The organism is Pedobacter sp. MR2016-24 (genome assembly GCF_026239655.1).
Lineage (GTDB): Bacteria > Bacteroidota > Bacteroidia > Sphingobacteriales > Sphingobacteriaceae > Pedobacter.
Map to the genome: position 1 here is coordinate 118,727 of NZ_JAPIVO010000009.1, position 21,721 is coordinate 140,447.

Annotated in this window: 25 protein-coding genes; 14 read left to right on the top strand and 11 right to left on the bottom strand. The window is 37.8% G+C overall.

All coding sequences use genetic code 11. The features are described 5' to 3' along the window. Positions 1-4: 4 nt before the first annotated feature. Both OQX62_RS23135 and OQX62_RS23140 read left to right on the top strand, forming a co-directional pair. On the top strand, positions 5-703 hold the full coding sequence (locus tag OQX62_RS23135) for a hypothetical protein (protein ID WP_265834041.1): 699 nt from the start codon (positions 5-7) through the stop codon (positions 701-703). Between the two features lie 147 nt (positions 704-850). Beyond that, positions 851-1,528 carry a hypothetical protein gene (locus OQX62_RS23140; protein ID WP_265834042.1) on the top strand — a complete coding sequence of 226 codons (678 nt, stop codon included), beginning with the start codon at positions 851-853 and terminating at the stop codon, positions 1,526-1,528. A gap of 27 nt (positions 1,529-1,555) precedes the next feature. Here the strand turns inward: OQX62_RS23140 and OQX62_RS23145 are convergent, their stop codons facing one another. Beyond that, complete coding sequence (locus OQX62_RS23145; protein ID WP_265834043.1) at positions 1,556-2,671, bottom strand: glycoside hydrolase family 130 protein; 1,116 nt, start codon at positions 2,669-2,671, stop codon at positions 1,556-1,558. Positions 2,672-2,733: 62 nt separating this feature from the next. Further along, a complete protein-coding gene (locus OQX62_RS23150; RefSeq protein ID WP_265834044.1) occupies positions 2,734-3,087 on the bottom strand; it encodes a hypothetical protein in 354 nt (117 codons plus the stop codon). A gap of 155 nt (positions 3,088-3,242) precedes the next feature. On the opposite strand from OQX62_RS23150, the gene OQX62_RS23155 reads away from it, so the two are divergent. From OQX62_RS23155 to OQX62_RS23175, 5 genes are all read left to right on the top strand, one after another. After that, positions 3,243-3,548, top strand: coding sequence for a hypothetical protein (locus tag OQX62_RS23155; RefSeq protein ID WP_265834045.1), 306 nt, complete (start codon positions 3,243-3,245; stop codon positions 3,546-3,548). Between the two features lie 177 nt (positions 3,549-3,725). Further along, complete coding sequence (locus OQX62_RS23160) at positions 3,726-3,884, top strand: hypothetical protein (protein WP_265834046.1); 159 nt, start codon at positions 3,726-3,728, stop codon at positions 3,882-3,884. 90 nt (positions 3,885-3,974) lie between these two features. Beyond that, entirely contained in the window at positions 3,975-6,032 is a 2,058-nt protein-coding gene (locus OQX62_RS23165) for a prolyl oligopeptidase family serine peptidase (RefSeq protein ID WP_265834047.1), read from the top strand. Then, complete coding sequence (locus tag OQX62_RS23170) at positions 6,022-6,939, top strand: carbohydrate kinase (RefSeq protein ID WP_322973800.1); 918 nt, start codon at positions 6,022-6,024, stop codon at positions 6,937-6,939. The genes OQX62_RS23165 and OQX62_RS23170 overlap by 11 nt, the downstream gene beginning before the upstream one ends. A 51-nt stretch (positions 6,940-6,990) precedes the next feature. Continuing rightward, a complete protein-coding gene (locus OQX62_RS23175; RefSeq protein ID WP_265834048.1) occupies positions 6,991-7,872 on the top strand; it encodes an AraC family transcriptional regulator in 882 nt (293 codons plus the stop codon). 1 nt (position 7,873) lies between these two features. On the opposite strand, the gene rocD is transcribed toward OQX62_RS23175, so the two are convergent. From rocD to OQX62_RS23190, 3 genes are all read right to left on the bottom strand, one after another. Further along, positions 7,874-9,112, bottom strand: a complete 1,239-nt coding sequence (gene rocD, locus OQX62_RS23180; RefSeq protein WP_265834049.1) for an ornithine--oxo-acid transaminase — start codon at positions 9,110-9,112, stop codon at positions 7,874-7,876. Positions 9,113-9,256: 144 nt separating this feature from the next. Continuing rightward, positions 9,257-9,487: a hypothetical protein gene (locus tag OQX62_RS23185; RefSeq protein WP_265834050.1), complete on the bottom strand. Its 231-nt coding sequence runs from the start codon at positions 9,485-9,487 to the stop codon at positions 9,257-9,259. A gap of 258 nt (positions 9,488-9,745) precedes the next feature. Beyond that, a complete protein-coding gene (locus OQX62_RS23190) occupies positions 9,746-11,629 on the bottom strand; it encodes a vWA domain-containing protein (protein ID WP_265834051.1) in 1,884 nt (627 codons plus the stop codon). Between the two features lie 79 nt (positions 11,630-11,708). Between OQX62_RS23190 and OQX62_RS23195 the strand changes: the two genes are divergently transcribed. The 3 genes from OQX62_RS23195 (at position 11,709) to OQX62_RS23205 (ending at position 14,422) form a co-directional block, all read left to right on the top strand. Further along, complete coding sequence (locus OQX62_RS23195; RefSeq protein WP_265834052.1) at positions 11,709-12,284, top strand: RNA polymerase sigma factor; 576 nt, start codon at positions 11,709-11,711, stop codon at positions 12,282-12,284. Continuing rightward, positions 12,274-13,305 carry an energy transducer TonB gene (locus OQX62_RS23200; protein WP_265834053.1) on the top strand — a complete coding sequence of 344 codons (1,032 nt, stop codon included), beginning with the start codon at positions 12,274-12,276 and terminating at the stop codon, positions 13,303-13,305. The genes OQX62_RS23195 and OQX62_RS23200 overlap by 11 nt, the downstream gene beginning before the upstream one ends. A gap of 130 nt (positions 13,306-13,435) precedes the next feature. Then, positions 13,436-14,422, top strand: a complete 987-nt coding sequence (locus tag OQX62_RS23205; protein WP_265834054.1) for a sulfite exporter TauE/SafE family protein — start codon at positions 13,436-13,438, stop codon at positions 14,420-14,422. Positions 14,423-14,465: 43 nt separating this feature from the next. Here the strand turns inward: OQX62_RS23205 and OQX62_RS23210 are convergent, their stop codons facing one another. Beyond that, positions 14,466-14,978 carry a PRC-barrel domain-containing protein gene (locus OQX62_RS23210; protein WP_265834055.1) on the bottom strand — a complete coding sequence of 171 codons (513 nt, stop codon included), beginning with the start codon at positions 14,976-14,978 and terminating at the stop codon, positions 14,466-14,468. Between the two features lie 42 nt (positions 14,979-15,020). Further along, complete coding sequence (locus tag OQX62_RS23215; protein WP_265834056.1) at positions 15,021-15,632, bottom strand: OmpA family protein; 612 nt, start codon at positions 15,630-15,632, stop codon at positions 15,021-15,023. A gap of 159 nt (positions 15,633-15,791) precedes the next feature. On the opposite strand from OQX62_RS23215, the gene OQX62_RS23220 reads away from it, so the two are divergent. Next, positions 15,792-16,349: an arylesterase gene (locus OQX62_RS23220; RefSeq protein WP_265834057.1), complete on the top strand. Its 558-nt coding sequence runs from the start codon at positions 15,792-15,794 to the stop codon at positions 16,347-16,349. 64 nt (positions 16,350-16,413) lie between these two features. Here OQX62_RS23220 and OQX62_RS23225 read toward each other — a convergent pair whose 3' ends face one another. From OQX62_RS23225 to OQX62_RS23235, 3 genes are all read right to left on the bottom strand, one after another. Continuing rightward, positions 16,414-16,602: a cold-shock protein gene (locus tag OQX62_RS23225; RefSeq protein ID WP_265834058.1), complete on the bottom strand. Its 189-nt coding sequence runs from the start codon at positions 16,600-16,602 to the stop codon at positions 16,414-16,416. A 30-nt stretch (positions 16,603-16,632) separates the two neighbouring features. After that, complete coding sequence (locus tag OQX62_RS23230; RefSeq protein WP_265834059.1) at positions 16,633-17,091, bottom strand: ferritin-like domain-containing protein; 459 nt, start codon at positions 17,089-17,091, stop codon at positions 16,633-16,635. Positions 17,092-17,185: 94 nt separating this feature from the next. Then, positions 17,186-17,701 (bottom strand): helix-turn-helix transcriptional regulator, encoded by a 516-nt coding sequence (locus OQX62_RS23235; protein WP_265834060.1) that lies wholly within the window; start codon positions 17,699-17,701, stop codon positions 17,186-17,188. 441 nt (positions 17,702-18,142) lie between these two features. Here OQX62_RS23235 and OQX62_RS23240 point away from each other — a divergent pair, with 441 nt between their 5' ends. Next, the gene (locus OQX62_RS23240) at positions 18,143-19,192 is read left to right on the top strand and encodes a hypothetical protein (RefSeq protein WP_265834061.1); all 1,050 of its coding nucleotides are present in this window, start codon (positions 18,143-18,145) and stop codon (positions 19,190-19,192) included. A 34-nt stretch (positions 19,193-19,226) separates the two neighbouring features. Here OQX62_RS23240 and OQX62_RS23245 read toward each other — a convergent pair whose 3' ends face one another. Beyond that, complete coding sequence (locus OQX62_RS23245; RefSeq protein ID WP_265834062.1) at positions 19,227-19,802, bottom strand: Crp/Fnr family transcriptional regulator; 576 nt, start codon at positions 19,800-19,802, stop codon at positions 19,227-19,229. 459 nt (positions 19,803-20,261) lie between these two features. Here OQX62_RS23245 and OQX62_RS23250 point away from each other — a divergent pair, with 459 nt between their 5' ends. Together OQX62_RS23250 and OQX62_RS23255 are read left to right on the top strand one after the other, a co-directional pair. Continuing rightward, positions 20,262-20,798: a DUF6266 family protein gene (locus OQX62_RS23250; RefSeq protein ID WP_265834063.1), complete on the top strand. Its 537-nt coding sequence runs from the start codon at positions 20,262-20,264 to the stop codon at positions 20,796-20,798. A 51-nt stretch (positions 20,799-20,849) separates the two neighbouring features. Then, entirely contained in the window at positions 20,850-21,707 is an 858-nt protein-coding gene (locus tag OQX62_RS23255; RefSeq protein WP_265834064.1) for a helix-turn-helix transcriptional regulator, read from the top strand. Positions 21,708-21,721 lie beyond the last annotated feature (14 nt).

A 21,721-nucleotide genomic window follows, 5' to 3' on the forward strand; every position in this document is an offset into this window, starting at 1 on the left:
GAAGATGAAGAAGAATGTATTAGTTTTATTAGCAATATCTACACTAATGAGTTGCAGCGGACAGTCTCTGGACCTGTCTAAAATTGATTTTAGCAAACCCGCGGCTGATTATCTGGGTAAATTAGAATTGAGCGATGTTAAAACACAAAAGGGACATTGGGAACTAACAGGGACCGATGAAGATGATGAACCAGTTTTGAAAGATAATGGTGAGACCAGTAAGGTATATAGTTTCAATGATGCATCAGATATGGCTAAATTAAACTTTAGTGGGCATGCTTTTGACAATGCTGTTGGTGGTAGAATAGTTGAATATAAGGGAAAATTAGTATTCTATAGTTTTTATTTGGATAAACGGAAGACTTTTGATGTGCTGAACAACTTAAAAGAGCTATTGGGAAAGCCTTCTGGGTATGTGCAGGATACAATCTCTGTATCCAATACGGCAGTGTCATTGCTGAAAAAAGGATTGCCTGCTGCCGATGTAAAAGTGGTGAAGGATGAAATGGGTGAACAATTTGTTTATCCGGAACAATTTATCTGGAAAAAGGACAATGTGATTTATCAGTATACGTTGGTGGACGGTACTACGGTAATCGAAGGTAAAATTGTCGCAATTGAGGTCAATGCATTTAAAGACAGGATTATTTTTGGTTATCATCTGCCAGATGAAAATCCAGTGCTTTCACCCTATATTAAATAACGCTGATATTCAAAAATGATTTAAAAGTCAATTAATGTAATGATAAATAATTTCAAAGAACCTTATTATGTCGTGGACTTTAATGCATCTATATGCAATTTTGAAGTCCTGATAAATGATATGCCATCTTTTATAAATAACAAAGGGATGTCAATTTCATCTCATGTGCCTATAAATCATTTGATCTGCAGTAGTGGAAAACAAAGTATTCAAATCAGGGTATTGCCATTGGCTGGCGAAACTACTTTACGCAAAGATAGTTTTCTGAAAATTAAAGTGCAGTTCTTTGATGCCATAGGGAGTCCGGAAACAATGAGTCCGGTTCTTCGCTGGGAAACCCCGGATTTAACCGAAAAACTGCTTCCGACGGTAATACATCAGGAGGTTTTTACTGCTGAAGTTCCATATCGCCAAGTCGGCTGGCATCAGTCTGAAGCAATAGAGGACAATGAAATTCAGGTGAACGCGGCAGTTAATTTTTACAAAAAGATGTATACTCTAGTTCGTGATGGGAAAAATGATGAATTTCTCCAGTTGCTTTCTGTAAGGTTGCATGATATAGATGAGGCAACCTATATCAATGGTGCTGATAATGTGAAGGAATGGTATGAGCTGATCGGTAAATTAAAGGGAGATGGCTACATTTTATCAGATTTCCCCGAAGAGACGAGATCGGTTTTATATGGGAATAAAAAGGTATTGAATATTACAAGGATGAATGGTACGCCAATATTGAATTTCGTAAATAAAGAGAAAGATACTTTTAATTTTCCTTTTTTAATCCATAAGGTGTTAGGCCATAACAGTTACACGATCATTCGCTAGTATTTCATTACGAAAATAGGGTAGGTATTAGCGCTGCGGATCGAAGATAGCGACTGCCGTTCTGGAGTCTGCACACCCGTAATACATATACCATTTTCCTCTAAAATAAGTTAGTCCTTCCATGAAAACTGTCCCTGCTTTGTATTGTCCACTTTTTTCAAAGGGTTCTGTAGGATAAAAAAAAGGTTTATCCAGGCGCGTGATAAATTTCAGCGGATCTTTTGCATCAAAAAGCGCCTGACCACCGCAGTAAGCTCCGGATGGATATGCCATGTCTCCCATGGATCCTTCTTTGTTTTTTCCGTTATACAGCAATACTATTCCTTTATCGGTAAGCACAGCTGGTGGACCGCATTCAGTAAGTTCGCTGTCAAAATACCCTGCACGCGGGGCGAACAGGATTTTTAAATTTTGTTGTTCATCCTCTACAGGCGACCAGTTAATTAAGTCTTCAGATGTTGCTCCGCAAACGCCGGCTTCGCCCCAGTACATAAAGTATTTACCATTAATTTTGGTAATTACTTGTTTTCCGTCTTTCAAACTAGTTAAGATTGCAGCCGACTTAGACCATATATCTGCATATTTTCCATTATATGCCTTTTGAAAAATAGGACCGTGTTTTTTCCAGTTTATAAGATTTTTGGATGTTGCTACACCCAGTCTGGCATTTTTTCTATTCCATTGTGTGTAGAACATCACGTAAGTTCCATCTTCAGTAACCGCAATTCTTGGGTCTTCGCAGCCTCCAGGCCATTCCATTTTCTTCTGATTATCTTCTGCGGGATAGAATACAGGTCTTTTTTTTCTTTTGAAAATTAAGCCGTCAGTACTTTCCGCATAGCCGAGTCTCGATGTCCTGAAGCCGATGCCTACTCCGGATTTGTCTTCCGCGCGATATAAGACAACGATTTTCCCTTTATAAATGGTTGAGGCCGGGTTGAAGGTGTCATTCGATTCCCAGTAAACGTTTGTCTTTTTTAGTGGATCAAAAAAGAATGTTGTGCTATCCGGAGAGATGATTGGATTAACAGTTGCCGGACGTATGAAATTACCAAATGCCCATGATGGCAGTGCTGTCTTCTCTTGTGACTGTGTATGCTGCAGGAGAGTAAATAGCAGGAGCAGAGATATAATTCTTTTCATTATCAGGGAAATTATAAATGAATATACCTGATTTATTGATTATAACTAAAGAATCAGTGTAATTAATCGTGGTTATACACTGTCACAATACGCTGGAATATTTCACCCTCATGTCTGATCACAATAGTAAAATCGTAATGATCATATTTTACCTCTTTCAGGAAATCGATCAGCACGGGTTTTAAAAAGTCGATAAATTTTAAGCTGTATTCTTCAAAACTGCCATGTATAAACTTCATCCTGTAAGGTTCCTTAAATTCGTAGAAATTGAAGATGATCGCAGCGTCTGTATTGTCTACAAATTTGGTCTTACTCGGAATATTGAAGTTAAGATTTGGATTAAGCTTGATGTAAGTTACAATCTTATGCTGCAATAATTCGATTACATCACTGTAGTCTATTGTACGTGTAAGCATATAAAGGTTTTTAATAGAACAATTATACTAAAAAAATTAGTATACTAAGAACATTCCTGTTTTTTTTCTGCAATTGCTCCTAAAGATATAATGCTAGTTCTTTTATTTTATTGGTAAATTGTAGCACAAATCTGTTTCAATACGTTTAGCTATACATGAAGAAAATAATGTTCATGCTGATCTTAGCATCAGTAATTATCAGTTGTAAAACAGTAAAACCTGCTGCTGATAAAAATGCCGTTACTTTAGACGGCAAAATCGAAAAAATAGAGATGTCTACCTTCCAGTACGGTACACACCTTTTGAAAAAAGATGGCAAGTCTTATGCTTTGAGAACTTCAACTATAAAACTGGATAATTTCACCAACAAAGATGTTATTGTGAAAGGTGTTAAAGTTGAAGGTTATCCGCTTGAGAATGGTCCGGAATTGATTGATGTAAAAGGGATTACGGTGAAGTAGATGAGGGCGGTGGCATTAACACATTATTATCCTTCTGTTAAATGATTTCCTGTGATTACAGCTGGGAAAAGCTTTGCCTATATTTGTCTTGATTAAGAAGTTAATTAAAGTAGAACGCTGATCTGGCGGCACGCTGAAGGTTCGATTCCTTCCTCTACATCTAAAGCGCTAACAATTATGGAACTGAATTATTCAATCCTGGCGATTGTTCTGCTAGTTGTAATTATCCTTTTTATCTTATTTATCAGAAGGAACAGAAGAGATAAGAAGAATATGGAAAAGGATCTCAGCACAGGAGAAGTAAAACCTGAACAACACGATAGGGGCAGCATTTAGCTTTATTGATTCCTTAAATTGGTCTTTTTGACATGCCTGTTACTATTTCGATTTGAATTACCTATTATTCTTAATAGATTCAGATCGAATATGAAATACCCTGAAACTAAGCAGACAGATATAAAAGATAACTACTTTGGAACGATCATAAAGGATCCATACCGTTGGCTCGAAGACGATGAATCGTCTGAAACCGGAGCATGGGTTGATGCACAAAATAAGGTTACACAAGCTTATCTGGAACAGATTCCATTTCGCCAGCACATTAGAGACCGCATTACCACCCTGCTGAATTATGAGAAGTTTTCAGAACCATTTAAAGAAGGGAAATATACTTATTTCTACAAAAATACAGGACTTCAGAATCAAAGCGTGCTGTACCGTCAGCAACTAAACGAGGAACCTGAAATATTCCTCGATCCGAATACTTTTTCTAAAGATGCTACAACATCACTTGCGGGGATCAGGTTTTCAAAAGATGGAAGTCTGGTGGCCTATCAGACTTCTGCTGGTGGATCTGACTGGACCGATGTGGTGGTGATGGATGCCATTACGAAAGAGGTTATCGGTAGCCAGCTAAGTGATGTTAAATTTTCTGACCTTTCTTGGCGCGGGAATGATGGTTTTTATTATAGCACCTACGATAAACCCTTAGCAGGTAGTCAGTTATCTGGCAAAACAGAGCATCATAAATTATACTATCATCAACTTGGAACCCTGCAGACGGACGATCAGCTTGTTTTTGGTGGAGAACACAAGCCGAGAAGATATATTGGGGCCGATGTTACAGAAGATGAACGTTACCTTGTGATTACCGCTGCAAACTCAACTTCTGGTAATGAGTTATACCTGAAAGATCTTTCAATAGCAGATGCTCCGATCATTACTTTAGTTGATAATTTCGATCAGAACCATTCAGTAATCTACAATGTAGGAAGCAAGTTATATATTCATACAGATCTTAATGCACCCAATGGTTGTGTAGTAACTGCAAATGAGGAGGGGGCGACGCCTCAACACTGGCAGGTACTGATACCTGAAACAGTACATGTTTTAAGTTCTTCAACTGGCGGTGGAAAGCTATTTGCCAATTATATTAAAGATGCTGTTTCTGTGGTGGTACAGTACGATATGGATGGATTGAAAGAGTATGAAATCACATTGCCTGGCCTGGGTACGGCGAGAGGTTTCCACAGTAAAAGTTTTGAAAAGGAGCTTTTTTATACATTTACGTCTTACATTTATCCAGCTACAATTTTTAACTATTCTGTAGTTACGGGAAAGTCAGAAATGTACAGGAAATCGGGAGTAGATTTTGATTCCTCCGACTATGAATCAGAACGGATCTTTTTTACATCAAAAGATGGAACACAGGTTCCCATGATTATTACCTGCAAAAAGGGATTGAAAAAGGACGGCAATAATCCTGCGGTTATTTACGGTTATGGTGGATTTAATGTGAGTTTAACACCAGCATTCAGTACTTCTGTAGTTGCGCTTCTTGAGCAGGGAGGAATTTATGCAGTGCCTAATCTTAGAGGTGGTGGGGAATATGGAGAAAAATGGCATCATGCGGGTACGAAAATGCAGAAGCAGAACGTATTTGATGATTTTATCGCCGGTGCAGAATATTTAATTACAAATGGATATACATCCAGCAATTACCTTGCAGCTATGGGTGGATCAAATGGAGGCTTGCTGGTTGCTGCTACAATTGCACAGCGGCCTGATCTATTTAAGGTAGCTTTCCCTGCAGTAGGTGTTTTAGATATGTTGCGTTACCATCAGTTCACGGCAGGAGCAGGATGGAGCTTTGACTACGGCACAGCAGAAGATTCAAAAGAGATGTTTGAGTATTTACTTGCTTATTCACCATTACATGCATTGAAAGCTGGTGTTGCTTATCCAGCTACATTAATCACTACTGCTGATCACGATGACCGGGTTGTACCCGCACATTCGTTCAAATTCGCAGCACAGCTACAGCGGTTACATGGAGGAGTATCTCCTGTACTCATCAGGATTGAAAAAAATGCCGGTCATGGTGCCGGTAAACCGACAGATAAAGCAATTGAAGAAATCGCTGATAAGTGGGCATTTCTATTTTATAATATGGGACATAGTCTAAAAATGAAAAATGATGAATAGTAATCTTGATAATAAGGTGGTAGTGTGTTTTGGCGAAATACTTTGGGATGTACTTCCATCAGGAAAAACGGCGGGCGGTGCACCAATGAATGTAGCGTATCATCTACAGAAACTGGGAATAGCCAGTAAAATGGTGAGTAGAGTAGGAGATGATGTGCCGGGTAAAAATTTGCTGAAATTTTTAGAAGGAAACGATTTATCTACTCAATTCATTCAACTGGACAAAACGAAAGACACAAGCGAAGTACATGCGGTAATTGGAGAAAATGATGAAGTTGCATATGACATCATTTATCCTGTAGCCTGGGATTATATCCAATGGCTGCCTGAGCATGAAGACTTATTGAAAAATGCAGATGCATTTGTTTTTGGTAGTCTTGGTGTCAGAAATACTGTTTCTAAAGAAACATTACATAAGATGCTGGAGTATACTGACTACCGCGTTTTTGATATCAACCTGAGGGCACCTCATTTTTCGGCAGCATTGATTGCCGGGTTGCTTCCAAAGTCGCACCTGGTAAAACTGAATGCCAATGAACTAATGATGATGGCTGAATGGTTCGATCCATCGTGTACTACGGAGTCTGCTTGTGTAAAGATGATGTTTGAGCGTTTCAAGATTCAGGAATTATTAGTTACCAAGGGAAGTAAAGGAGCAAGTTATTACACTGCAGATAAACAGTATGATGCTGCCGCACATCCGGTTAAGGTCAAAGATACGATCGGAAGCGGTGATTCTTTTCTTGCTGCTTTTTTAGCTGTGAAACTTACAGGTGGTTCTGTGGAAGATGCGTTGAAATATGCTGTTGGTATGGGTGGTTTTATCACTTCAAAATCAGGTGCATGTCCTGCTTATGAAAAAGGTGATTTAGATCTCTTTATTGCATCTCAGGAAAGGGCTGGTTGATCATTTATTCCTATATTCATAGCATCTGTTTGTTGATTTAGAAAAGTTATAATGAATGTTGTCCAGTTTGCAGTACCCCTGTCTAAAGATTCTATAGTTATTGAAGAGGATGTTCTTCCTTACTTCTATAACTATTTTCACAGGCACGGAGAAATGCAGATCACATTGATAGTTAAGGGCGAGGGCAACCTGATCATTGACAATTATACCCAAAGGTTTTCTGCCGGCGAGGTTTATTTCATCGCAGCAAACCAGCCCCATATTTTTCAATCGGATCCTTCTTATTTTGAGGATACGATTAAAAATAAAGTGCATGCTATACATCTGTATTTTGATTCGGAAACGCTGTTGAGCAGTTTCGTAAGTTTACCAGAACTCGGACAGATCATGCATTTTATTGAGAATGTGAATTATGGTATCCAGATTCCTCAGGAAAACTCAGCAGAAGTGATTGCTGTGGTGCAAAAAATGGTTGCACTTTCTGGTGTTCCAAGATTGTTAAAATTCATTGAGTTACTTCATTATCTTTCCATTGATCTGAAGGAATTTAAATCTTTATCTTCAGGTAATTCGAGAAAGGTGATTGGTGGTAAAGAGAGTCTGAGGATGGACAAGATTTATAAATTTACGCTAAGTAATTATGCGAAAGATATTTCATTGGATATGGTAGCCGAAATTTGCCATATGACGCCTCAGGCTTTTTGTAAGTACTTTAAAAAGCATACGAGTAAAACATATATTACTTTTTTACATGAGATAAGAATCAACGCCGCTTGTGATAAAATAATAAAAGGCGAAATTGACGGAATATCCTCCGTCGCTTTCGCCACAGGTTTTAACAGTGCTATTAATTTTAATAAGGTATTTAAAAAGTTTACCGGCGTTGCCCCGAGAGACTATTTAAAAAAGTACAAGGTGCAGCAGCTGGCTTAGATTATTTAATAGACATAATTACATCCCCGATAATATCACAACAAATATGTATCTCTTCCTCAGTGATTACCAATGGCGGAGAAAAACGGATCGTATGCTGATGAGTAGGTTTAGAAAGTAGTCCCTTTTTCATTAGCGCGAGACAAACGTTGTAAGCTGTACCCGTTTTTTCACCCGGAATAATATCTATTGCATTTAGCAGACCTTTGCCCCGTACTGCGCTGATCAGGTCAGGTCTTTTTTCTTTTAAAGCCTGCATCCTTGCCCGGAAAATTTCGCCCATAGCAAATGAATTGTCAGTGAGTGCTTCTCTTTCCATAACCTCGAGACTTGCGATGGTAACTACTGCTGCAAGCGGATTGCCACCAAAAGTGGATCCATGTTCTCCAGGCTGGATGCAAAGCATAATGTCATCATCACATAATACCGCAGATACTGGCAATACACCACCGGATAATGCTTTTCCAAGGATAAGTATGTCTGCCTTTACGCCATCATAGTCACTCGCTAAGCGTTTTCCCGTTCTGCCGATTCCTGTTTGTATTTCGTCGATGATTAACTTAACATTGTATTTTTTACAAATATCGTGGGCGGCGGTAAGATAGCCGTCGTCAGGAATTAATACTCCGGCTTCACCCTGAATAGGTTCGAGGAGGAAAGCACATATTTCGGGACGTTGTGCCAGTGTGTTCTCCAGTGAAGCTAAATCATTGTAAGGAATAATATGGTAACCTGGCATCATGGGACCGAAGCCATCAGTACTCATGGGATCTGTAGAAAAAGAGATGAGGCCTGTGGTGCGACCATGAAAATTCCCATCTACTACAACTATTGCGGCAGAGCCAGGTGTTAAGCCTTTCTTTTTATAAGCCCATTTACGCGCCAGCTTAATCGCTGTTTCTACCGCTTCTGCTCCGGAATTCATGAATAACGATTTTTCATAACCGAAATACCGGCAGATATATTCTTCGGCAGGACCTAATTTATCATTGTAAAATGCTCTGGAAGTTAGTGTGAGTGTTTTTGCCTGGTTAATCATTGCTTCAATAATGGAAGGATGGCAATGCCCTTGATTAACGGCACTGTAGGCTGAGAGGAAATCATAATATTTATTTCCTTCTTCATCCCATACATTTACTCCTTTACCACTTGTTAATACTACCGGTAAAGGACTGTAATTATGTGCTCCGTATTTTTTTTCTTTTTCTATTGCGGCTTGTGTAGCAGAAATTATTTCCATCTATTCTATATTTATATTGATGTATTTATATCTCGATATACATACATCAATTATTTTTACATAGATATCAAAGAAAATCCTGAAAAAAAACAGATATTAATATTGGTTAAGTATCAGACAATATTGATTAATGCCGGTTCATTCTTATTTCCCAAAATCGGAAAAACAGTCGGCATATAACCGCTGAATATACTGAAGGATATCTTCTTCAATTTCGAGGTCATGCATCGGGAATTCAGGAATCTGATTATGTTGGATAATAGAAAAGTGTTTGATAAATTCTATCATATGAAATCTTTCCTGCAACCGCTTATTTTTCTGATAAAGCGAAAGCAGTCCAAGTTCGAATTTACTTTTTCTGGTTAGAATGTTCATGCGTTCAACGTTAAGAGACGTGTAAACGAAAATAGGTATATGATTGTTTAAAAATAAATCAAATGGCTGTTCAACTTGTTCAAATAGAGATTTGTGTTCGATAAAATTGTTTTAGTTCTAATGCAGCCTGCAACCTGTTTGATTTGATAACAATTGAGGTTGCAGGCTAGCTGGAATGAAATCGTGGAGATTGACTATAAACGTTTTTCTCTCCTGCAAATTTATTCAAGGTAAGGTTCTACATGGCATAACACCTTACTATTCATCCTTTGCAATGGTATTACTTTTTGAAAGCAGACGGGCATTTTCTGCCATACCGATAAATTCCGAACGGTATCTTTCCTTATCTTCACCTAAAGCTCCTTTAGCTCTTGCGATCAACCGGTTGAAATCAGATTGCTGCTTAAAATCAGATCCACGCAATAACATCCCTAATTCTGCTACGGCACTTGAAAATCTGAAATCGTTGCTGGTTAACCTGAAGGCCACAGGTGTATCATATACAACAACTGCCTTCATTTTACTTTTATCGGAGTCTGGATTTTTATACCTGAATTTAATCGTAACCATTTCAGAAGATCTGTTTAAGACTTGTGCTTTTGGAGTCTTCTGGTATTTTAGCGGATCTACTTCAGTTAAAAAGCTGTCTTTTATTCCTGCAGGGACAATTTCATATAAAGCAGTAACGGTGTGGCCAACCCCCATATCGCCACCTATTTTCTGGTCATTGTTGAAGTCCTCTTTTTCCATTAATCTGTTTTCATAACCGACCAAACGATAAGCCTGAACTAATGCCGGATTAAATTCTATTTGTAATTTTACATCCTTGGCTACAGTAAATAAGGTGCCACCAAATTCTGTAACCATTGCTTTTCGTGCTTCCGAGATATTGTCTACATACGCGTAGTTGCCATGACCTTTATCAGCTATAACCTCCATTTTGCTATCTTTAAGGTTGCCCATACCGAAACCAAACACAGATAAACTGATGCCACTTTGCTGTTCCCTAACAATCAATTGTTCCATGTCCTGATCACTGTAATCACCAACATTAAAGTCGCCGTCAGATGCCAGGACGATTCTGTTATTGCCACTTTTGATAAAGTTTTCTGTAGCTATGCTGTAAGCGAGTTTCAATCCTGCGCCCCCTGCGGTAGCGCCGCCAGCATCCAGCGTTTCAATAGCTTCTTTAATTTTAATCTTTTGATCACCCGGTGTGCTTGCCAACTTTAAACCGGCTGCACCGGCATAAGTTACAATAGCGACATGGTCAATATCTCTTAACTGATCTACCAGTAATTTTAATGAGGCCTTTACTAAAGGTAATCTGTTTGCGCCTGACATAGATCCTGATACATCAATGAGAAATACCAGATTAGATGGCGGGAGTTTAGCTGTTTCAATCATCTTTGCTTTAAGACCAATCCGTAATAACCGGTGCTGAGGATTCCATGGTGCTGAAGAAAGTTCTGTATGAATTGCAACAGGATCGCCATTAGTCGGTGACTGTAAATCATATTTAAAATAATTGATCATTTCTTCCACACGTACAGCGTCTTTTGGCGGTAGCTGGCCGCTGTTGATAAATCTACGTACATTACTATAAGATGCCGCATCGACGTCTACCGCAAATGTTGACAATGGTGCCTGTTTTGGGTTAGTAAAACGGTTTTCTTCTACCCCCTTATAAGATTCATTATCCTGATCATTATAAGAATTCTTACCGCGGATCATTATACCTGCAACTTTACCCTGGAGGCTCTGGATTGTTGTTACAGCTGAGGTAGTTATGCTTCTTTTTTGTTGTGCCTGATAACCAGTGATGATTATTTCATTCAGCGAAACATCATTAGTTTTAAGCCATACATCAACCTGATTTTTCTTGCCAATTTTAATCTTTTGTGTCAGATATCCTATCTGACTAAAGGTCAATTCTGTTTTACTTTCGGGTACATCAATTTTGTAATTACCATTTTCATCCGATTTGACGTATACATTAGTGCCAGTCACCTGTACGCTAACGCCTGCAATTGGTTTTTTGTCATCCAAATCATAAACTGTTCCGTTGATATTACGGTTACTGCCTGTTCTGAACCCAGCCAGACTAATGAGCAGCATCATTAAATAAATATTTCTTTTCATGTTGTTGAATTTTGCCGGGGGATGCATCATCATTAATATTTCCATAAACGAATAAAAAAAAAGTATTTTTACCCTATAGATGAATTGGTTCAGTAACGCTCAAAAATCAGATCCTGTAAATGATGAGTTGCTATTAAAGCAATTTATAGAAACAGAGGACCTTAAATTGCTCGGGAAATTATTTCAGGCCCATTCTACTATGGTTTATTATGTGTGTTACCGTTATCTTCAGGATACTGAGTTGAGCAAGGATGCTGTGATGCAGATATTTGAGGAGCTGATCACAAAAGTTAAGAAGCAGGAAATAAAGAATTTTGGCAATTGGCTTTACGTACTGAGCCGAAACTATTGTCTGATGCAGCTGCGGTCGGGCAAAAAAATGCAATACGTTCCTTTTGAAGAATTTGTGGAATTCTCAGGATTTGCGCATCAGGATGATCATGAAAATAAAGAGCGTAAGCTGACTACGCTGGAGTTATGTATAGAAAGGCTGCCAGGTCGCCAGAAACAAAGTATTGATCTTTTCTTTTTGAAAGAGCGCTGTTATAAGGAGATTGTGGAGACTACCGGTTTTAGTTTAAATGATGTGAAGAGCTATATTCAAAATGGCAAGAGAAATTTAAAAATTTGCATGGATAAAAATCGTGAAGAATAATAAATCAGACATATCATTAATCGCCAGTTACCTAAACGGGGAGCTTGATGACCGTGCTATGTATCAGCTTGAGAGACGAGCACAGGAAGATCCTGCTTTGATGGATATGCTGATTGGAATGGAAGCCAGTAAAGAGCATGATGATCAAATTGATTTTTCAACGATAGATCAGATGATCAGCAATCGTATTCAGGAAAATAAATCTGTTAAAATGCTATCATGGAAATCGTGGGTAGTGGCTGCCTCATTGTTATTGATCTCAGGTATTACGGGTTTTTTGCTATTGCGGAAGCCGCAGCAGATCAGGCATGATCATACATTAACAGCTATTCGAAAAAAACAAGCTGAATCGGTAATCCAAGGTACTATTGTTGAACCTAAAAGTCCTGTACATCAGGAAGACGTTGCAATACTGCGTAAGCATAGCCCATTGAGGTTGCCTGAAAAGCCTTTGCCTGTAGTGAGAGATTCAAACACTATAGCCGCGGTAAGTGTGGCACGTGACTCTGATATTTTTAGCGGGCAGGCTTTAAATGAGATAGTGGTAACCGGCTATGTGGCCAAAAGAAAAACTGACATAACCAGTTCATCAACAACAATGAGCAGACCTGCAGACAGGCAGGAAACATTGGCAGGAAGGGTTGCCGGTATAAGAATCCGGGGCACAAATTCTGGTGAAGAGGTAAATGATACTTTATTTGATACACAGCAGTCGCTGAACGAGGTTGTAGTGTTGTCAACTGGTAAAAAAGCAGCTTTACGGGCCTATCCTCTGATAGGATGGGAAGCTTATAAAAAATATCTCCAGCAGCAGGCTACGCTCAACGTGGGCACAACAGGGAAAGTAACCCTCGCATTTACGATCGACGCAGCGGGTAATCCTGTCAAAATAAGAATTGTGAAGGGGATTAATGATGCCCTCAATAACCGGGCGATTCATCTTGTGCTTAGTGGATCGAGGTGGAATAGGGGAGGCAAAGATGTGAACAAGGAGATCAGGCTAAAAATTAAGTTTCATTAGCGAGTAAATCACAATGGCTGGTATACTTGCTAACTGCTAATTCCTAATGGGATAATAAAGTCTATTGGAATACTAGATTATTTATATCTTTAAAAACTAATTATATAAATTATTTAGACCAGCCCAATTGATGGAAAATTATACAGGGAACGATGTAGAAAATAAAGAGGATCAGGATGCTAAAAAACTAAAAGATTTACCGCGTAAAAAGTCTAATCTTCGTGATGAAAGATATTGGAGAACTTTCGCCGGGCGCTGTTTATTCGCATTGGCTTTTATCATCATTGGTCATGCCATTGCGTCTTTTTATCCGATGACCAACTTGGTTACAGCTTTCAGAACCCTGGCAATAACCCTGGATCTTGATGCTGCTTTTGGTTGGATGGTACTTGCCGGATTTGTTGCGCAAATGGTAGATGGCGCGCTGGGGATGGGATATGGTGTAATATCAACCACAGTATTACTTTCAACCGGACTTAATCCGGCAGCAATCAGCGGAAGCATACATACTGCTGAGATGTTCTCCAGCGGAGCCTCCGGATTTAGTCATTACCGGTTTGGAAATATCAACAACAAGCTTTTTAAAACCTTGTTGTTTCCCGGGGTACTGGGAGCAGTCATAGGTGCTGTATTATTATCCTATCTTGGTGAATCTTATGGAAACTGGCTCCGCCCTTTACTGTCTGCCTATACATTGCTGCTTGGTGGGCGCATTTTATTTAATGCCTTTAAAAAGAAAAAAGAGTCAAGAAAAGTAAAACATGCAGGTTGGCTAGCTGGTGCCGGTGGTTTTTTAGATTCTTTTGGCGGCGGCGGCTGGGGTCCGTTAGTTACCAGTACCCTCATCGCAAAAGGAAAGACTCCAAGATATATTATTGGTACAGTGAGTCTGACCGAATTTTTTGTAACACTTGGCAGCGCGCTTACCTTTTTTATTATTTTGGGTACTAGCCATATACAAACAATAGCAGGGCTGATTATTGGCGGGGTGATTGCTGCACCAATTGCCGCAAAGCTGGCAGGTAAATTGAATACCAGGTCAATCCTGATTGCTGTGGGTGTACTGGTTATCCTATCAAGTGTGCGCACGCTATACAAAGCTGTAGGAGGCATTTAAATAGCTTAGCAGCCAGGTCTATCGGCTGGCTGCTAAGTTCATATTATATAATCTGCCCCGGTTCAAGGCCATCTTTGCCGGCAGGTTTTCTATTGTAACCCCTGTCACTGAAATGTTGATGATTATAGAAATCATCCTGATGCTGTATATAATTCATAGTGTCAACAACATGTTCAGCACTACCTGTCAATACATTTCTGATCTGCAGTTCTTCTGCCGGAGTAATTAATCCTTTTTTGTAGACAGGTAATAGAGGTAAGTTTGCTGAGATAGCTTCTGTTAATATCACCTCATCTTCCTCCTCCTTTAAGGATACAAGTCCGATAGGTATGAGTACCTGCTTATCTTCGTCGGAATCATATATATCCAGATCTGTGATAATGTATCTTACTTTACGGCTTTCCTTGTCAAAGATCAGGTCTTTCACGTCACCTATATAATCCCCGGCGGAGTCAAAAATTTCCCAGCTTTTAATATCAGGCTGATAATCTGCAATTTCAAAATCGCTACCGCTCAATTCCTGCAAACGGTCATATTTGTTTTCTTCTGATGCCATCTTTTTCAATTTTAAGATTCGGTAATTGGTTAATATATTGTATTACTTTTTGCTAGTTAAAGCGACAATTTCAACGCTTCTGTTTAGCTCTTTCCCCTTTTCAGTAGCATTTGTCGCCACAGGAGCAGTTTCTCCTTTAGAATGAATTGAAATCATGTTTTCAGAAAAACCATTTTTAATCAGCCACGTTTTCACTGCTTCGGCACGTTCTGATCCAAGTTTTTTATTGTGTGAAGCTGTTCCTGTTGAATCTGTATTCCCATAAATGCCCAAGGATGCTCCATCAAAACGTTTTTTTAGCGAAGCTGCGATTTGCTGTAATTGTGCATCGGCGGTACTCTGGATACTACTTTGATCTTTAGCGAAAAGAATATTTTCGCCTATTCCATAAATTGCATAACCATTAGCACTGCGGATAACAATTCCTTTGTCCGATACTTCATCATAGGATGTTCCGGGAGCGTTGAAATCTACCTGATCCCAATCTGCAACAGTTTTAGCTATCGTGTCCTGGACAGTGGTATCTGAGACTGGGGAGGTTTTTGTTTCGCTGTTTCTCCTCACCAGGAAAAAAAGGAGTGCAAGTGCTATTAAAGCCAATATGATCCATAGAATCGGACTTTTCTTTTTGGGTTGTACATTAAGTTCTGCCATCGTTGTAAGTTTTTGTTTAATTTATTTGATGAGAATAAAACCCTATTTTAGTATAATAGTTTCATAAATATGCAATGCCGTAAAATTTGCATCCTTTGTCACGCTTAGAACTGACAATTTGGAGATAAACATCTGGCTGCTGTTGTTGGTTATTCTGAAATGAAACACATTATTTTTTTTGGTGATAGTCTCACAGCGGGCTATGGTTTAAGCAACGCGGCGGTAGCATCTTTCCCGGCGATAATTCAACATAAAATTAAGCTTGCCGGATTAGATTACAAAGTCATAAATGCCGGTATTAGTGGAGATACTACCCAAGAGGGGCTTAACCGTTTGGATCGTTTAATAGTGGAGTCAATTGATATATTTGTACTTGCGCTGGGTGCTAATGATATGCTTACAGGAGTAGCACCGCAGTTGATGTTCACCAATCTTCAGCAGATTATCGACAAAATAAAAGATAAAAATCCTAAAGTTAGCTTATTACTCTTAGGCATGGAATTACCGGTATGGGTTCCCGGAGAAAGGGCTGCCGCCTACCGAAATGTTTTTCGCAGACTTGTTGCAAATTATGATATCGCATTCGTTCCATTTTTATTGGAAGGTGTAGCTGGGGTAAAACGCCTCAATATGGCTGATGGTGTACATCCTTTAGCTGAAGGATATCAGATCATTGCTGAAACAGTCTGGATGGAGCTTAAATTGCTGCTGAACTGAGTTCTGAAAAAATAAAAAAGGTATGTCCAATAACGAACATACCTTCGAATTCTTAAGGAAAATATTATACAAGTCTTACTTTTACTGCATTTAATCCTTTTTTTCCATCTTGTTCCTCGTATTCAACAAGGTCATTTTCGCGGATTTCGTCTATAAGACCGCTTACATGGACAAAGATCTCCTGACCATTGTCATCTTTAATAAATCCAAATCCTTTTTCTGCGTTGAAGAATTTTACTGTACCGTTTTTCATATTGTTTTTACTAATTAATTTTATTGGGTATTATGCTCTTTCGAGGCGCTGGTGGTAAGTTTCAATTTCCCTTAAGGCTTCCAGAATGCCTGTTCTTTGTTTTTGTAATAACTGGATATGATCTGCATGTGTAGCATAATCTTCCAGCGCTGCATCAAACTTTTCAATTGCTGCTTTTTCTCCTGTTTCTATTGCTCCAAGAATTGCAGCATCCTCTTTACTGCTTAATGCCTGTTTGATATCTATCCATGTACGGTGCAAAACACCGAGAACACCACCGTCTTCATTTTCAGACTTGCCCCCATGCTGTGCAATGTGAGCCTTTAGTTCCTGAGCATAAACAGCACGTTCCGTTGCATTTTTAAGAAAAACGCTTTTCAATTCTACACTTTCAGTGGTCTCCGCCGCTGACTCATAACCTTCTTTCCCGTCGTTCAGAATGTTTATTAATCCTTTTAAATCGCTGACAATATCTTTATTATTTTCCATAGGTACATATTTTTAGGTTTATTTACAACCTGTATCCGCAGAAATAGTTTTAAAATATTTGGCGATGACGAATAATCACCATTAAACATAGCGATTATTTGCTCTTTATTTTGCGATAAATATTATTTCTCCCCTTTTTTTCCACAATATATATAGTGCCATCTTCTACCCAATTTAATAAAATTCTTGAAACATCAGTACTTAATTTTTTAGATCTTTTAACTTCTTTCTTCTCTTCAAGTCTTGTTATGATATCATTAACACTGACATCGTTGCTGAAGAAATCCTCCTCATTAAATAGAATTTTGATTTTTCTGGACAGAAATATTCTATTCTTTTTGTTTTCAGGCAGTTCGAATCTGGGCTTATATTCAACCTCGATATCGAAAAGCTTATCAAGTTTAAAGTTAAGTGCTTGCGCATAGGCAATATAGTAGTCGAGATTAGTTGCTATGCCTTTTTCTATATTAATTATTGTCGATTTAGAAAAATCAGTCAGTTCAGCCGCATCAGCTATTGAATAACCCATACTAATTCTTTTTTCCTTTAATGAATTTCCAATCATCTCTTTAGCACCAATTACCTTATGTATCTTTGTTCTTTTTGCCATTTTCAAAAAGAATAAATAATGATATGCATTAAGGTTGTTTGTTAAGTACGATTTGCATATGTAATATATTGTCGTTATATTTGATTTATAGTAGCTAAATAATAATGTCCGGTTTTTAGTTTATTTAAAAAATTAATGCAAATAAAAGCCTGTTTCATTATAAAACCTTTTAGTTAGCTAGTAATAACCAATATATAACCGATTATGAAAAAAATAGACATTCATTTCTTAAATGCGATCAAAGTACCGCCAGATTGATTCTGATTGATAGCGGGCTGGGAATTTTGCGTGTATAATTAATCAACCATCCCGCTGTTTTTTTCAATGAGGATTACCCTCAAAATTACAAATAATGGAAAGTTAATGAGCTAATTTTTGCTCATAGGGGAATACTATGCACTGTAATTATTTGAAGTCTTTCCTTATATCATAAACTTAACAATGAGATTTATTTTTTTTATATCAATTATGATTGTCCTAAATACTATAGCAACTGGAAATAATAATGCTTTCTGCCAACCAAATAACAGCGTTTTTTTTGAAATACAAATAGACGAAAATATCAAAGAAGTCCCATACCTTATCATTGAAAATCACCTTATAGATGAGCCTGAGCTGAGACTTGAAAAAGATAGAATCATTCAGCCTTATAAATGTAAGGGCAATATTTATTTTTTCGATCTTCAGGATATTGATGAACCTTCCTATTTTTCAATGCTGGTCAATTCTAAAGAAAGCGGAAGTTATGTATTAAAAGATTATCACTACGAGCCTGGAGATAATGTAGAGATCAAAGTGACTGCAGATAGTAAAATGCAGGAATATGATATTGATTTTTCAGGCATTGGTTCCGGAAAATATCGTTGCGTCAGTGAATTGCAATATCGCCTGTCACATCTTAAAAGTCAGGGAATAGCTGTTTTTGCGCCCGATGGGGTTTATATTGGTAAAAATAGTTATAATCTCAATTTAGGGATGCTAAAAGATGCAGTAGAAAAATATCGTCCGGAAATCTCGGAATACTCTTATTCACTTTTAAGTGCAGATATAAAGGCTCAACAGGAAAAAATACTTGTCGCGGCTTTCCATCAGCAAATGTATAATACGCTGACAACTAATGACGAGACCTCCTACCTAAAAGCTGCTGCAGCCTATCGTTTACATTTTCGGTGTGGAATGGAAACAGAAATACCTGACAGTATTAAATATAAATCCAGGGAGTATGCTGGGTATATACTGGATAAGTTAGTAACAGATTATCTGGAAAAGTATACCAGGATTAACTTCATTAGTGTATATAATGCGATTAAAAAGATACATCCTGCTATTTTAAGTGATAAGGTGTTAGTACATCTTTTCCTGAAGCATAGTATGGACATGAAGGAAGATTACCGAATGTTAATGGACGTTGCACTTAAATCTGTAAAAAATCCAGCATGTAAACATGCTTTAGGACTATTATCAGATTATGGGCCTGCTAGCGTATTATAGGTGAACTGCCAGGAGAGAAATTCGAATTGTAATTTTATTTACATTGGTCATTATGCAGCTGATTGAGCATTTCTGTGGTAATTCCAATATAAGATGCAATCATGTGAAAAGGAATACGATCTATAAGCGCTGGATATTTTTGGTTAAAGTTGTCATATTTTTGTTGATTGCTTAAGATTACCGCCTCATGTATTTTTTTAAATGAAGAGACATAACTTCGATGAAAAAGGGTATCAATCATTACTGCTAATGCAGGTATTTGCTGACAAAGTTTATCAAAAGTATCTTTAGCAAACATAATTAATACACATTCTTCCAACGCATCTGTATAGGTAACGGAGGGTATGCCGCTAATTAAACTGTCCCGGTCACCGGCCCACCAGTTTTCCATAGCAAATTTCAAAACATGCTGATCTCCATTTTCATCGACAATATAATTTCTCAAACATCCTTTACATATAAAAGCATAAAATTTCATCTGCTCCCCTTCTTTTAAGAAATGTTCATTTTGATGTAGTGTCTTAGTAATTGCCAAAGAGCGGATTAATTCAATTTCATCTGCTGTGAAGTTCCCTTTGGTTTTTAGGTATGTTTCATAAATACTAAACATATATTCAATTTAGGTAGTACTATTTTATAACTGATAACTACGAGGAGATTTGCGCTTCGGATTTAAGTAAATTGTATTTAATATTGAATCTTAAGGAACATAATGAGGTATTCTGTCAATTCAGCCAAACTATCCTTCATAGTTATCGTTTCTTATGGAGAGGAGGAAGGCTTATTTAACGGAATTAATGTGAAAATAAAGTATTGATGCAATGTGTTTATTTTTAAATCACTATTTCGCCTCTACATTTGGTTATCAATTGAACTAACAGATGAATTAAAAATTAGTTTAGAAATTTCTTAATTTGACAATAAAGGCTTGATGGTATAAACGATTGTGTTTGTCGTTAATTATCAATCGTTTTATTAGATTAATACTCAAGTTTACTCCAAACCGTATAATTGAATAGATTGAATGCAATTAATTCAAATGTTTTGTTTTAACTTTAAAAATATAATTATGAAAAATTTAGAGAAAACAGCCCTGAGTAATCCGCAAACGAATGAAGCGGAAACGGTGAGAATAAATGATTTTTTTAATCAGATTCAAGATGCTATTTTGATAGGTTTTGGTGATCGGAATTTATCAGAAAATGAAGTAGTTCAGTCGGCAATTAATGCTAATGCTGATATTTTCGATGCCAGCAAAAATGACATTGATTATGCTAAGGTGAAGGTCAGTAAAGGTAACCTGCACATGGCTGCTAATGCGAGAATGAGGTATATCTCATTAGTGAGACTAACTATTAGCTGGAAAAATTCAATAGTTGGTAAAGCGAAAGATACTGATATAGCTCACCTGGTTTATTATAATGTTAGCAAAAATACAGTTACAGTTGAAAATACTGCGGCGCGTAGGATCAATGGAATTATTGATTTTAAGGTGGCTAAAGGCACGATGGGGGATGAGGTCCATTGCTGGTTATTTTTTGTTTCTGAAGATGGTAAACTCAGATCTGAAAGTAGTTATTTAATGTCCAGGAGATCTGTATATTAATATATTTTTTACCTGCTATAGTGTAGGCGGGTTATATTTTTCTTAAACCTAATGATAGATCAGCACGTTGCGTCGCTACCTTTCCAACCCATGTTGAACGAGGAACCTATACAGGTTGTACGCATGAATGGTTTCTACGAAGAATCTTCTCTTGCACCACATAGGCATGAATTCTATATGCTTTACTGGACGACTGATGGAAATGGTGAGCACAGGATCGATTTCAGAGATTACTGCATGCAGCCAGGCAGGGTTTTCTTTTTGCATAAAAATCAGGTACATCAGATGATTAACTATCCGGCAGATGGATGGATGATTCTTTTTAATGAGAAACTGTTTCATGATTTTCTAAGTCAACATCCTCAACTGGAACAAAATGGACTCTTTGACTATTTTAACAGGCTACCCCTGATTGATCTTAATGATACTATGGTCAGTACTTTTGCGGGTTTAGTACAATTATTACAGCGTGAGGTGACGAGAGATTCTTTATCTCCTGTCATCCGGCATTATCTCTCTGTGTTACTTTTATATGCAGCAGAGCAGTCTACCGGTCTCCATCCGGTTAAACGCATTTCCGGGGAGGAAGATCTAATGCGGAAACTCAAAATCATGATCGGTGAAAATTATAAAATGAAGAGAGACACGGCATTTTATAGTGAACGTTTAGGTGTCTCTTCCAGAAAGCTAAATGGTATTACTACCAATACGATGGGTAGATTGGTAACGGACTTAATTAATGACAGATTATTAAGTGAAAGTGAAGCCTTATTGGGGACTACTACTAAATCGATAAAGGAAATTAGTTATGATTTGGGATTTGCAGACCAGGCACATTTCGCATATTTCTTTAAAAAAGCCAATGGGGCAACTCCAAGTAATTTCCGGGAGCAATTTTTTCAATTTTAGCTAATAGCACAAAC